Origin of the sequence: Tautonia marina, from assembly GCF_009177065.1 — a bacterium.
GTDB lineage: Bacteria > Planctomycetota > Planctomycetia > Isosphaerales > Isosphaeraceae > Tautonia > Tautonia marina.
In genome coordinates this window covers 27,737-40,522 of record NZ_WEZF01000022.1, presented here as the reverse complement: position 1 = coordinate 40,522, position 12,786 = coordinate 27,737, and the positions used below count along the sequence as shown (strand labels likewise).

At 63.9% G+C, this 12,786-nt stretch carries 10 protein-coding genes; 2 read left to right on the top strand and 8 right to left on the bottom strand.

Annotation, left to right across the window (positions count from 1 at the left end):
- Nucleotides 1-2 precede the first annotated feature (2 nt).
- Complete coding sequence (locus tag GA615_RS22235; protein ID WP_152053531.1) at nucleotides 3-773, bottom strand: SDR family NAD(P)-dependent oxidoreductase; 771 nt, start codon at nucleotides 771-773, stop codon at nucleotides 3-5.
- A 470-nt stretch (nucleotides 774-1,243) separates the two neighbouring features.
- On the opposite strand from GA615_RS22235, the gene GA615_RS22230 reads away from it, so the two are divergent.
- Nucleotides 1,244-3,529 carry a hypothetical protein gene (locus GA615_RS22230; RefSeq protein ID WP_152053530.1) on the top strand — a complete coding sequence of 762 codons (2,286 nt, stop codon included), beginning with the start codon at nucleotides 1,244-1,246 and terminating at the stop codon, nucleotides 3,527-3,529.
- Nucleotides 3,530-3,699: 170 nt separating this feature from the next.
- On the opposite strand, the gene rdgB is transcribed toward GA615_RS22230, so the two are convergent.
- The 7 genes from rdgB to argB all read right to left on the bottom strand — a co-directional run bounded on the left by rdgB (nucleotide 3,700) and on the right by argB (nucleotide 11,833).
- Nucleotides 3,700-4,350, bottom strand: a complete 651-nt coding sequence (gene rdgB, locus GA615_RS22225; RefSeq protein ID WP_152053529.1) for an RdgB/HAM1 family non-canonical purine NTP pyrophosphatase — start codon at nucleotides 4,348-4,350, stop codon at nucleotides 3,700-3,702.
- A gap of 115 nt (nucleotides 4,351-4,465) precedes the next feature.
- Complete coding sequence (locus tag GA615_RS22220; RefSeq protein WP_152053528.1) at nucleotides 4,466-5,728, bottom strand: hypothetical protein; 1,263 nt, start codon at nucleotides 5,726-5,728, stop codon at nucleotides 4,466-4,468.
- A 261-nt stretch (nucleotides 5,729-5,989) separates the two neighbouring features.
- The gene (gene rph, locus GA615_RS22215; protein WP_152053527.1) at nucleotides 5,990-6,706 is read right to left on the bottom strand and encodes a ribonuclease PH; all 717 of its coding nucleotides are present in this window, start codon (nucleotides 6,704-6,706) and stop codon (nucleotides 5,990-5,992) included.
- Between the two features lie 53 nt (nucleotides 6,707-6,759).
- The gene (locus GA615_RS22210; RefSeq protein WP_152053526.1) at nucleotides 6,760-8,400 is read right to left on the bottom strand and encodes a hypothetical protein; all 1,641 of its coding nucleotides are present in this window, start codon (nucleotides 8,398-8,400) and stop codon (nucleotides 6,760-6,762) included.
- Nucleotides 8,401-8,505: 105 nt separating this feature from the next.
- Complete coding sequence (gene argF / locus GA615_RS22205) at nucleotides 8,506-9,450, bottom strand: ornithine carbamoyltransferase (RefSeq protein WP_152053525.1); 945 nt, start codon at nucleotides 9,448-9,450, stop codon at nucleotides 8,506-8,508.
- 69 nt (nucleotides 9,451-9,519) lie between these two features.
- Entirely contained in the window at nucleotides 9,520-10,728 is a 1,209-nt protein-coding gene (locus tag GA615_RS22200) for an aspartate aminotransferase family protein (RefSeq protein WP_152053524.1), read from the bottom strand.
- 178 nt (nucleotides 10,729-10,906) lie between these two features.
- Entirely contained in the window at nucleotides 10,907-11,833 is a 927-nt protein-coding gene (gene argB / locus GA615_RS22195; RefSeq protein WP_152053523.1) for an acetylglutamate kinase, read from the bottom strand.
- 183 nt (nucleotides 11,834-12,016) lie between these two features.
- Between argB and GA615_RS22190 the strand changes: the two genes are divergently transcribed.
- Nucleotides 12,017-12,478, top strand: coding sequence for a hypothetical protein (locus GA615_RS22190; protein ID WP_152053522.1), 462 nt, complete (start codon nucleotides 12,017-12,019; stop codon nucleotides 12,476-12,478).
- Nucleotides 12,479-12,786 lie beyond the last annotated feature (308 nt).

The following is a 12,786-nucleotide window of genomic DNA, read 5'->3' as shown; positions in this document are numbered from 1 at the left end:
TTTTACTGGGCTGTGCAGCCACCGTCGATAAAGAGGGTCGCGCCGGTCATGTAACTGGAGGCGTCGGACGCCAGGAAGACCGCTGCGGGGCCGAGCTCTTCCGGATCACCCCACCGGCCGATCGGAACCTTGGCTTCCATCGCGGCCTTTTTCTCCGGATCGTTCAGGAGAGGCAGGTTGATCTCCGTGGCGAACGGACCGGGGCAGAGGGCATTGACATTGATCCCGAACGGGGCCAGTTCCAGGGCAAGCGTCTTCGTCAGCAGGGTCATTCCCCCTTTGCTCGAACAGTAGGGGGTCCGCTCGGCCAGGCCGATCTCACCCAGCATGCTCGACACGTTGATGATGCGTCCCCAGCCGTTTTTCTTCAGGACGGGCACTGCCGCGCGGCAGAACAGCCAGGAGCCCTTCAAATTCGTGTCAAGGACGAGATCCCATTCTGACTCTTCGAGCTGTTCGATTGGGCGGCGAATGTTGATGCCTGCATTGTTGACCAGGATGTCGAGCTTGCCGAACCGCTCGACGGTCGCCGCGACGGCAGCCTCGACCTGATCGGCCTTCGTCACCTCGACGGCGAGCCCGACGACCTGCTGGCCGGTTGATTCAGCGATCTCCCGAGCGACGGCATCTGCTCGATCTTGCTCCCGAGCCGTCAACGCAACCGAGGCGCCGGCCGAGGCCAGTGCCTCGGCCATCACTCGCCCCAGCCCTCGGGCTCCTCCACTAATCAACGCCACCCGTCCCTCAAGTCGAAAGCGATCGATTGCCGCCATTGAGCCGTACCCTAGTCGTTCGAGAAACCCCGACGCCCCGAAGGTCGCCTCGATCCCGATCCGCTTACCACCGCAGACCGATCTCGGACACGAAAGGTTCCCTCGTTTGATCTTGCTGAAGGCCCCTAGCCTACTGCCCCCCGCCGGAGAGGGCCATCCCCCGCCCCTCGTGCCGAGGATATCGCCAGGAAGGGGAACTCCGGTCGCACTCAGGAACGCGGTTTCAGCGGTCCCGCCTGATTAAGACGGCAATTCGGGGGGAATGGGCCGAGGTTGTGGCGAATGGGCAAGTTGTTCGGTTCGTTCGATTTAGGGGCGTGGGGAAAATGGGCCGTTCAGTCAAGAGAGAGCATTGGGGGAACCGAATCAAAGGGTGAGCCTTGAGAAATGCCCTCCCGGGCTCGCCTGGCGGCCTTCCAGGGTCTGGGTCCGAAACATCTCTGAGCGTCGGAGAAACTGACGGAGCGACCATGACGAAGCGATACCTCCTCTTGATCCCGCTCATTGCGTTGCCGCTTGGTTCGTGGCTGGCTGTACGGCCGGCCGCGGCGTTTGTCGGCCATGGTCATGCTGGCAAAGGGTTGCCGGCTGTGGCCCCGATGGGTGGTGAGATTCTTCCCGGGCCGGTTTCCTATGAAGTCCGGCGTCGGACCGTACTGCAACCTGTCACCGAGACGGTGTTTGAAAGCCAGCAGGTGACCTCGGTTCGTGATGTCCACGAAACCGTGATGCGACCGCAAACCGTGACGACGCTCCAGTCGATCACCGAAACGCACCTCCAGGAGGTGCCCTATACCATCCAGAAACCGATCCAGCGGACCGAGTTCCGAGAGGAACAGTACACGGTACAGCGGCCGGTGACGCGCACGGTTTCCAAGACGGTGCCTTACACCGTCATGAGGCCGGTCACCGAGACGCACCTGAAGACCGTTCCCTATACCATCAAGCGTCCGATTACCGAGACGCACATGAAGACGGTTCCGTACACCGTCTGCCGCCCGGTCAAGGAAGTGAGCTACAAGACGGTGCCGATTACCGTCTGCCGCCCCGTGACTGAGACGCGGTACCGGAACGAGACGTACGTCGTCAAACGGCCGGTGACACACGTCGTTCCGCGAACTGTCTGCACGACCGTCATGAAGCCTGTTCCCCGCACGACCTACAAAACCGTGACCGAGACCATCTCGGTTCCGGAGGTCCGCACGGTGTTGCAGGCGCAAACCTACACGGTCATGGACACGGTCAAGCAGACGGCGTACAAGACCGTCCCGTACACCGTCACCCGTCCGGTGAAGGAGACGACCTTCCAGACGATCCGTGATGTGATCACGGTTCCGGTCAAGCGAACGGTCATGAAGGAAGTTCCCTACACCGTGAGCCGTCCGATCACCGAAACCGTGCTTCAGACACGGACCCGGAAGATCTGCCGGCCGGTGCAGGAGACGACCTTCAAGAACGTCTCGGAAACGATTTACCAGACTGTCACCGAGACGGCCTTCCGAGAGGTTTGCGAGACGGTTCCCGTCCCCCAGACCATCACCGAGCAGGTCCCGGTGGAATGTGGTGAGTGGATCACCCGCACCCGGTTCGTGCCCGGGATCACGGTGCCGGCCAAGGGCGGCGCGGTCGTTCCATCGGCCCAGAGTCCCGGCTCGGTCGTCACCGAGAAGGTCTTCGTGCCCAAGACGGTCATGCAGACCGTTTCCCGGACGGTCATGGTGCCGCAGGTCGTGCGGAAGCAGGTTCCTTACCAGGTTTGCCGACAGGTCCCCGTGACCATCTGCAAGCAGGTTCCGGTGACCCGGACCCGGCTGGTGAAGGAACGCGTGGTCGAGCAGGTTCCGGTGTCCGTCTGCCGGATGGTCCGCGAAACCCAGGTGAAGCTCGTCCCTCACACTGTCTGCGACATGGTCCCGCAGGAACGGGTTCGACAGGTTCCGGTGACCGTCTGCCGGATGGTTTCCGAGACCCGCACCAAGACCGTGCCATACACCGTCTGCCAGACGGTTCCCCGAACCTGTGTTAAGCAGGTCCCGGTCAAGGTCACGACCATGGTGCCGCGGAGCATTTGCAAAAAGGTTCCGGTGACCACCACGGTCATGGTGCCGCACAAGGTTGTGCAGACGGTTCCCACCACCGTGACCAAGGTGGTCAAGGAAACGGCCTGCCGCCAGGTGCCGTACACCGTCACCCGGACGATCAAGGAAACCCAGTACAAGACCGTTCCGGTGACCCACGTGCGGATGGTGAAGGAGACCCACACCAAGCAGGTGCCCTACACCGTCTGCCGCACGGTCTGCGAGACGGCCTACAAACAGGTTCCCGTGACCGTCTGCCGGATGGTCTCCGAAACCCGCACGAAGGTCGTCAATCAGACCATCTGCGAGATGGTGCCCGAGGTCCGGACCCGATGCGTGCCCTACACGGTTTGCGACATTCAGACGATCCCTTGCGTCAAGCGAGTGCCCGTCCAGGTCTGCAAGCAGGTGCCGGTCACGAAGACGATCTGCGTGCCTGAGACCGTCGTGCGTCAGGTCACTGACGTGAAGACGATCTGCGTGCCCCGGACCGTCACCCGTCAGGTGCCGGTTGAGGTCTGCGAGGTGGTGCCGGTCGTTTGCCCCACCCCGCAGGTGCCGGTCAAGAGCGTTGTGGCTTCGGCCCAATGTGCCCCGACCGACCTTCTGCCCGCGGCCGAAATCTGCCGGCCCAAGTGCGAGTTGCTCAGCCGGGTCTTCGGATGCAAGCGGTTCTGACAATCGCGCCTTGACCAACCACCGGCCCGACCGGGACGAGAACGTGACGGCTTGATTCACCCAGACAGGACCGACGCATCAGAGGGCGGGGTGTTGCTTCGCTCGAACCCTTCCGTCACGATCCGATCATCAAACGCCCCTCGCGCTTGCGGGGGGCGTTTTTTGTGCGCTCAACGGGTCCTCAGAAGTTGTTCAAGGCCCGGACGAAGTCGTTCGAAGGCTCGGGCTCGGTGGCTAAGCTGGTGCTTGACCAGGGTGCTCAGCTCGCCGAAGGTTTTGTGATATTCAGGGATGATGAACAACGGGTCGTAACCGAACCCCCCCTCCCCCTGGATCTGCCGGGCAATGCGACCCCGGCAGGCGCCCTCGGATTCCAGAACGATCTTTCCTGAAGGATCGGACAGGGCCAGGCTGCACACGAAGGCCGCCCCGCGCCGCTCGTCGGGCACGCTGGCCAGGGCATCGAGCAGCTTTCGGTTGTTCGCGTCGTCATCGCCGTGCGATCCGGCATAGCGAGCCGAGTACACCCCAGGCTCTCCGTTCAGGGCATCGACGGTCAGTCCTGAGTCGTCGGCGATGACCCACTGACCGAGGGCCTGCGCTGTTTCCGACGCTTTCTTTCGGGCGTTGCCGGCGAAGGTGTCGGCGTCTTCGACCACCTCGGGAGCGTCGGGGAAGCCATCAAGCGTCAGAACAACTAGGCGATCAAGTCGCGGGTTCGGCTCCCAGGGAGGGGCGATCAGGCCGATCATCTCGCGCCCTTTTTTGACGTTCCGGGTGGCGAGAATGATCGGAAACGGCGCTGCGGGTGCGTCACTCATGGTGAAAGGCTCAGGGGCGAACTCGATGGGAGTGGCTCGGGATGGAGTGGCGGGTGTCGGGGGCGGGCCAGGACCGTCAAGAGCGATCAGCCCTGGCCTGCCTCAATGGTATTGATCACTCGGATCGGGGAACTTCGAACACTGTGGTCGAGGGTGCGAGGTGCTGGGTGAACACCTTGCTGCCCTGACGCTTGGTTTCCACCTCGATGGTCATGGCGGCCTGTCGGACCTGATCGACCTTCGGGTCTTCCGGCGACTGGAATGCCCCTAGCATCACCCGGCTCGACGTCCGGTCATGATACACATAGGGCTGCACTCCCAGCGAGCGCACAACCTCGTTCTTGGCCAGGAGCGAGGCAAGCTTCTCGGCGTCTTCGTGAGCGGTGCGGAGAGGGCTCTTGTCGAAGACCTTCGGGAAGTTGATCACCGACTCGTCCGGACCACTCAGCGCCGCCCGACCGGAGAATTCAGCGACGACCAGCGTGTACGGTGCCGGGCACTTGTAGATACTGTTCGGCGTTCCCTTGTTCATGCGAACGACCAGGGGATCAAGCGGCTTGACGAACCCGGAGCGAAGCACTTCGGGATCGACCACGGCCCCCGGAGGTAGTTGCGGAACGGCGGCCGACTTGGCTCGGCCGGGATAGAGATCCTGAGCCGGCAGGAGCGGATTGGTCGTCACAAAGGCTCGATCCAGGCCCTTGCCGTTTCGCCAGGGGAAGATCGAGTGGTGATCGGCAATCGCTCGCGGCTTGAGCTTCTTGATCTGGGTTTGCAAGTCCTTGGCCTGGTCGATGGTTGCGCAGTTGCCGGCCATGACGACCGCCTCGTCGGTCACGCGGTCGAGTTCGGGAGGGCTGACATACGGTTGATCGATCTCTCGATCCGAGGTGGGCGGAATCCCTCGCTGGTTGCTGTTGCCGGGCTTGAGCTTCAAAAAGTAAACATACGCCGGAATCCGATGTTCGGATCGAAGCTCGATCGCCAGCGCCTGGGCACGCTGCACGGCGTAGTCGCCCCGGAAAATGTGGGCCGCGACCATGAACGGCCCGGCCTGCCGGGTCAAGAGGTACGGCTCAATTGGGTCGGTCGGTAAGAACGCGGGCGGAGCCTCTTGCCCCGGATCGACCGGAGCCGGCAGCACCGCGCCATTCTGGAAGACCTGGGTGTCGGTCGTTCCCTCAGCCTCCGGAGCCGGGCTAGGGGCCGGGGGCTGCTGGGTCGGAGGCACCTGGAAGAACGGACGGTTCAGCGGCTCGGCAACCGGGGTCGGGGCGGGACCGCGGGGGGCGCCTCCCCGCACCTGAGCCAGGACTGCCCCGGGCGCGGTCGCGGCCAGGGCCAGAGCCATGCTGGTCGAGAAAAGGACCGATTTCATCGGCGATCCCCCATCCTGACGGGTTCGCGTACCAAAAGGTTCGATCGTGATCACGTCATACGCGAAACCCACCGGAGGAGATGACGTCTCCTCAGGTGAGATCGGCGTGAGAGCGTCAAGAGGTGAGGTCGAGGACAGCCGACGCGCAGACGGGCGAGCCGTGTCTTAACACATCCCCCAACCGCTGCGAAGAGCAATTCGAGAGCGAGGTTCGAGGACCGGCGATTGCCACCCTCGGAGTTGCCCAAAGCTCGTGCCTTCTCAGAACGGCCAGTCGGCGCCGAGGGCCTCCTGCTGGGCGGTCGTGAGCAGGTCGAGTCCGTGCTCAGCCAGGTCGAGCAGTTCGGTCAGTTGATTGCGGCTGAAGGTGCCCCCTTCGCCCGTCCCCTGCACCTCAACAAGCCCGCCGCCGCCCAGACGGACGACGTTCAGGTCAACCTCGGCCCCCACGTCTTCCACGTAATCGAGATCAAGCAGCGCTTGCCCATTGACGATCCCGACACTCACGGCAGAGACGCTGTCCTTCAAGACGGCGCGGGTGGCATCGGGGCCGATCGTCGCCAGAAGGGCATCAACGACCGCCACAAACGCCCCGGTAATCGCCGCGGTGCGGGTGCCGCCGTCGGCGTCGATCACCTCGGCGTCGATGTGCAGGGTTCGGGGGCCAAGGGCTCGGGTATCGACGGCCGCGCGGAGGCTCCGGCCGATCAGACGCTGGATCTCGGTCGATCGGGAGTCGGCCCGCCGCTCCTTCCGGGGCGAGGTGCTGCCCGGCAGCATCATGTATTCGGCGGTTAGCCAGCCGGTCCCCTTGCCTTCCAGCCATCCGGGGACGGCTTCGGTGAGGTTGGCCGTGACCAGCAGCGTGGTGCCTCCGCATCGGTACAGGGCGCTGCCGTTGCTGCGGCGGGCAAACCCCCGTTCGATCGTCACGGCGCGGGGTTCGGAAGGAGATCGGCCGTCGTTTCGGTGACTCATGGTGTCCGTCGTGAAGGAGAAGACTGGTCCATCAACGGAGAAGGTTGCGTGGGTCAGCGGACCCTCGTGTCTCCGTTGAGCCCCGGTGGTCGGATGACGACAATCGGCTGAGGCTCAGGCGCTTCATTCTGCCGTTTCAGGCGATAAATCGCCAGGCAAGCGTACGGCGGAACCTGAACGTGCCAGTGCGTCAGGGCTTCCGGAGGGAACAGCCCCTCGACGCGAAGAATGACATCCTTGCCGGGTGTGCCGACCACGTAACCGCCACCGGCCAGATGATCCCGAATCAGGCGATCACGCCCCGGCCCGTCGAAGGATTCCAGGGAACCCGGCTCGATGTCCGGGCGCGTGCCGAAAAAATACTGGAGTGGACGATATGTCCACCAGTCTTCTCCGAGCACCACGGTTCGTTCCGGCACCTCCAGGCCCGCGGCTCGGGCGGCGTCGAGGTCGCGTTTGACGATCTTCGCGGCCCAGTGTTTCGGATCGACCGCCTCGGTGCGGAGGGTCCAGAGGGATTCCTGCCCTTCATGAACCTTGAGCAGGTGATCAAGATAATGAACCTTGAATCCCAGGAGCAGCACCCAGGCCAGGCCGATCATCCCGACCGTCTGAACACGATGCGCAATCGTCGCCCAGCCCCCCTCGGGCATGACGAGCATCGCCCTCAAACAGCAGGCCACCGCCAGCACCGACGGCGCGACCAGATACAGGCCGTATCGCACGAAGTACGGGCGCAAGATGTCCGGCCCTGTCACCAGGTGCATCCCGCAGAGTGATAGCGTTAGCCCGCCGATCAAGGCCAGGCGATCCCACCGCCGTTGACGCCAAAGGCACCACGACCCGAAGGCGAGGATCGAGCCGAAACCGAACCAGAAGGTTCGGTCATAACTGATCGAGGTTTCCGTCGGGCCGACCTCGCAAAACCCCATCAAGAGTCGTTCGTAGCGAAGAAAATAGAGCGGCCAATCGCTTGGGCCGAAGCCATAGGTTTGATACGTCCACTGAATCGTGGATCGGCCGCGAGTTAACAAGACCAACGGGCCGATGACCGCCAACGCTCCCCAGGTGGTGATGGCCAGCGATCGCCAGCGGGCGGTCGGGTCGTTGGTGGTGCGTTCCAGCAGCTTTGCCAGCAGAACGAGTCCCACAGCCGGAAGCAGGAACAGGTATGTTGGATGAACGTAATAACACAGCAAAAAGGCAAGCGCCAGTCCGAGGCGGTGGCCCCGGAAGGCCGCGGCCATCACGATGACGCCGACCAGGGGATTCCAGGCCGGTTCCGCGCCGATCCGGCATTCGGCGATCGCCACCGGAAGCACGGCCATCAGAGTCGCCCCGATGATCGCCGTCAGCGGGTCCAGCGCCCGTTTCCACAGGACATACGCCGCAATGACCGCGAGAATCCCCGCCAGGGCCCCCGGAACTTTGATCACATAGCTTGAGGGGCCCAAGATCCAGTAAAGCGGAACCTCGGTTCCAAGAACCAGAAAGTTGATCACATTGCCCGACGCCGTTTTCGAGGCGATCGCCTCGCCGGCCAGCAACTTGGCGGCCTGAACGCCGTAGAAGGCCTCGTCACCGTTGGGGGCCGGCATCGTCAGGCTGGAGATCCGGAACCAGATCGCCAGCGCAAACAACGGAACAAGAGCGCTGACGGCCAGCAGCGCCGGGAGCTTCGACCGGGCCAGCATGAGCGGAATCCTCCGTGACGCGCATTCCCGGCGCGGACTCCGCCGCTCGGGGCCGTTGCGAAAAGGGCGGTCGGATTCTTGCCCGATCCGGAGCGGTCGTCAACGTCAACCCCGGTCGCCGCCAGACGTGGACGCCCCCTCGATCAGATGCAGGAGCAACGCTTTCTGGAAGTGCAAGCGATTGGCGGCCTGCGGGACGATCAGGCTTTGCGGACCGTCGATCACCTCGGCGGTCACTTCCTCTCCCCGGTGTGCGGGGAGACAGTGCAGGAAAATGGCCTCGGGCCGAGCCTTGGCCATCAGAGTCGCATCGACCCGGTACGGCTCGAAGGTCTTGCGTCGGACCTCTGCCTCGTCTTCCTGGCCCATGCTGGTCCAGACGTCGGTGTAGACCACGTCGGCTGCCGAGACGGCATCGGCCGGTTCGTGGGTTTCCTGAAGCGCGACCCCGGGGAACTGAGCGGCAAATCGGCGTCGGAACTCGTCGGGGAAGGCATACCCCTTCGGGCAGGCCAGAATGAAGCGCATGCCGCTCAGGGCCGAGGCCACGGCGAGCGATCGGGCCACGTTGTTGCCGTCTCCCACGAAGGCGAGCGTTACCCCTTCGAGGCCGCCGAGTGCCTCTCGGATGGTCAGAAGGTCGCTCATTGCCTGGCAGGGGTGGTCCGAGTCGGTCAGGGCGTTGATGATCGGGATGTCGGCGTGACGAGCCAGGTCTTCGATGAGGTCTTGCGAGAACGTCCGCACGGCCAGCGCATCAACGTACTGACTGATGACTCTGGCAAAGTCGTTGACGGGTTCCCGGACACCGATCCCCACGTCCTTGCCGGTCATGTAGATGGCCGAGCCGCCCAGATGGGTCATGGCCGTCTCGAACGAGATCCGGGTGCGCATCGACGGCTTGTCGAAGACCAGGCCGAGCATGTGGCCAGCCAGCCGAGGAGCGCGCAGGCCGCGCGTCCCTTGACGCTTCAGGTCAATTGCCTGGTCGAGCAACTGCCGAACCTCGTCGGCCTTCAGGTCGAACAACTCGATGAAATGACGGGGCATGGACGGCAAACTCCGGTCGGCCGCTCGTCGGTACGAGCGGCGTCGGCTTCGGCTCGCGATCACGAGCGATTACGAACGCAACGCGCGGATGACCTCGGCGATCACCTCGAACCCCTCGTCCAGTTGCTCGTCCGTCAGGGTGAGCGAGGGCAAGAGACGAATGACCGTGCCCTGGGTCGCGTTGATCAACACCCGTCGCTCGAGACATCCGGAGACGACGGGTGAGGCATCGACCGTCAGTTCCACGCCGATCATCACTCCCTGGGTCCGGATCTCCCGGATCAACTCCGGCCGCTCGGCTTGCAGCCGTTCGAAGTGGCCTCGGAACCGCTGGCCGATCTGCGGGCCGCGATCGAGCAGGCCCTCGGCCTCAATCGTCTCGATCGTCGCCAGGCCGGCCCGGCAGGCGATCGGGTTGCCGCCGAAGGTGCTCGCGTGCATCCCTGGACGGAGCGAAGGGGCGACCTCGGTTGAGGCGATCATCACACCGCAAGCCACACCACCGGCGAGGGCCTTGGCACAGGTCAAGACGTCCGGCGTGATTCCCGAATGCTGATAGGCGAACCAGCTTCCGGTGCGGCCAAGGCCCGTTTGCACCTCGTCGAGCATGAGCAACGCGCCGCGATCGCTGCAGAGCTTGCGAAGACCGGGCAGATAGTCGGGAGACGGGATATTGACCCCGCCTTCTCCCTGGATCGGCTCAACCAGCACAGCGGCCGTGTGCTCGTCGATCACGTCGGCCGCGGCGGCGAGGTCGTTGTACGGAATGTACTTGAAGCCGGGCAACATCGGCCCGCAGCCTTCGTGATACTTCGGCTGGGCCGTGGCCGAAAGCGCGGCGTAGGTCCGACCGTGGAAACCGTGGGTCATCGTCACGATTGTCGATCGGTTCGCCTTCGACCCGTGCAACCGAGCGAGCTTGATGGCCGCCTCGTTCGCCTCGGCTCCGCTGTTGCAGAAGAAGCACTGGCCGCCGAACGAACGCTCGGAAAGGGCCTGGGCGAAGGCTCCCTGAGCCTCCATGTACCAGGTGTTCGGCACGTGGATCAGCGTGCCCACCTGATCCCGAACCGCCTCCACCACCCGAGGCGGGCAGTGGCCGAGCACGTTGCAGCCCCATCCGGGAAAGAGGTCGAGGTACTGGTTCCCCTCGGCGTCCCAGATGGACGAGCCTTCGCCGCGCACCAGGCAGACCGGGAAGCGCCGGTAGTTGCCGATCACGTAGCGTTCGAACTGCTCGATCGTTTCGGCCGAACTGGGATGGGAAACGTGGGCCACGGGTCCAACTCCAAGACACTGAACCGGCGGAGGCGGTGCGACGCCGGTTCAGCAGGGCGAGGGAAAACACGTCGAGCGAGAGAATCAAACCACCAAGCGGCTCGTACCAACCAGTGGACGAGGGGTCGGGTGTCAAGGTTCGGCTCGTGCCGTCGATTCATCGCGAGGCAAGCGGGCCTTAGCGGGCCGAGGCCGTTTCCAACAAAACCCGGCGACTGGCTCCGGCCGGGGCAATTTCGGTCCCGATGCCCCGATCGGTGAAGATTTCCAGAAGTAAAGCGTGCGGCAATCGGCCGTCGATGATGTGAACCTTGCGCACGCCGGCTTCCAGGCTCTCCAGGCAGGCGTCAACCTTGGGGATCATGCCCCGATCGATGATCCCCTGTTCGATCAACGCCCGGCAACCGTCGGGGGTCAGACCTTCGATCAGGCTGTCCGGGTTGTTTCGATCGCGCAAAATGCCCGGCATGTCGGTCAGAAACACCAGTTTCTCGGCCTTCAGGTGCCGCGCGACCGCCGCGGCGGCGGTGTCGGCATTGACGTTCAAGAGCCCTTCGTCCTCCTGGCAGATGGCCAGCGAGGGCAAGACCGGCACGATTCCGGCCAGGCAAAGATTCTCGATCGTCATGGTATCGACGTCGACCACCTCGCCAACGCGCCCCAGGTCGATCGGGGTCTGATCGTCTCCGCTCAGGCGAATCCGAGAGCCGAGCAGGCAGCAGGTCGTCCGCGGGTGCAAGGCCGCGGCCCGGCCGCCGTACTTGTTGATGTGCCGCACGGTGTCGGCATTCACACCGTCGATCAGGACGTCGGCAACGATTCCCAGCGTGGCCTCGTCGGTGTAGCGACGCCCTTGCACGAACTTCGGTTCCAGGCCCGCCTTCTGCATGGCCGCCGAGATCGCTTTCCCGCCGCCATGCACCACCACCGGACGCAGGCCGACGGTTTGCATGAAGACCACGTCCACCAGCAAGGCCCGCAGCGTCTCCGGTTCCTCCATGACCGAACCGCCCAGCTTGATGACGGTAAACCGGTTATGGAACTTGCGGATATAGCCCAACGCTTCGATCAAGACGTCGGCCTTGCGGATCGCTTCCTCATGCACCACTCTGAGCCCTCGACGGATGTACCGTTGCAGTCCCCGAAAAGCAGAAGACTTGATTGTCCGTCACGACCCCCGCCTTGTAAAGTGGTTCGATGGAGGAAGACGCTGTCCCGTCCTTCGGATCGATCACGCAAAGGGACCGTTGACCGACCTCGGGCCGGCGCGTTCCGGAGAGCCGCCTTCGTGGAGCAACTCGCCCCCCCTCCGCCGACGCTCGATCCCGATTTTCGGCCCCAACTCTCCGAACGATCCTTGCCGATCGTCGTCCATCCGGGAGCGTACCGGAGGATCCTGGCCAATCCCTTTCTCGGGTTCCTTGGAATCGGCTTCTGGCTGGCAGCGATCCGCCTGGTGGTCCTGAGCCGGAGCGATCCCCTGGGGTTGTTTCTGGCCTTCGTGGTCCTGCCCGCCCTGGCGGTGATTGTTCTGCCGAGGCTGTTTCGGTACCACTGCCTCGATTGTGGTCGATCGGGTCGGCTCGGCCGCTGGACGCAGCACGTTTGCCCCGCCGTGGCAGCGCGAATTGTTGAGAAACGGCCCCGACGGTTTCGCGGTCCCCGGCCCCTGGTCCAGACCTGCTTCTGGGCGGTGCTCCTCGTGGTCGTGCTGTTGCTGGCAAACGCCGCGGGCCTGACCTCGCGTTGACAGCCCGACTGCCAAGGTCCGATACTAAGGGACTTCTAAGAATCGAAGGAACGTTTCCGGCCCTCCTGGAGAGATCGCCTCTCCCGGCGGACTTCGGTCGGGGCGGCAGGGGATGACCCCGAGGCGATTCCGTACCGTTCCTTGAGGGAAACCAGGCGTGTTCCCAGGGAGGGCTCGATGCATCGCCTTCTCGGACGAACGCTGCGTCGTTCTCAATAGGTTTTGCCTCGGGTCGGCGCCGACAGCGGGGCCCCTCGTCCTCGATCGGTGATCACCCCAGGGGCTGCGCCTCCGCTGCCGGTTTCCTG

What these genes read in the sequence shown, in the direction of transcription:
- GA615_RS22235 (WP_152053531.1), bottom strand. Translation starts at nt 773, where the DNA reads ATGGCGGCAATCGATCGCTTTCGACTTGAGGGACGGGTGGCGTTGATT.
- GA615_RS22230 (WP_152053530.1), top strand. Translation starts at nt 1,244, where the DNA reads ATGACGAAGCGATACCTCCTCTTGATCCCGCTCATTGCGTTGCCGCTT.
- rdgB (WP_152053529.1), bottom strand. Translation starts at nt 4,350, where the DNA reads ATGAGTGACGCACCCGCAGCGCCGTTTCCGATCATTCTCGCCACCCGG.
- GA615_RS22220 (WP_152053528.1), bottom strand. Translation starts at nt 5,728, where the DNA reads ATGAAATCGGTCCTTTTCTCGACCAGCATGGCTCTGGCCCTGGCCGCG.
- rph (WP_152053527.1), bottom strand. Translation starts at nt 6,706, where the DNA reads ATGAGTCACCGAAACGACGGCCGATCTCCTTCCGAACCCCGCGCCGTG.
- GA615_RS22210 (WP_152053526.1), bottom strand. Translation starts at nt 8,400, where the DNA reads ATGCTGGCCCGGTCGAAGCTCCCGGCGCTGCTGGCCGTCAGCGCTCTT.
- argF (WP_152053525.1), bottom strand. Translation starts at nt 9,450, where the DNA reads ATGCCCCGTCATTTCATCGAGTTGTTCGACCTGAAGGCCGACGAGGTT.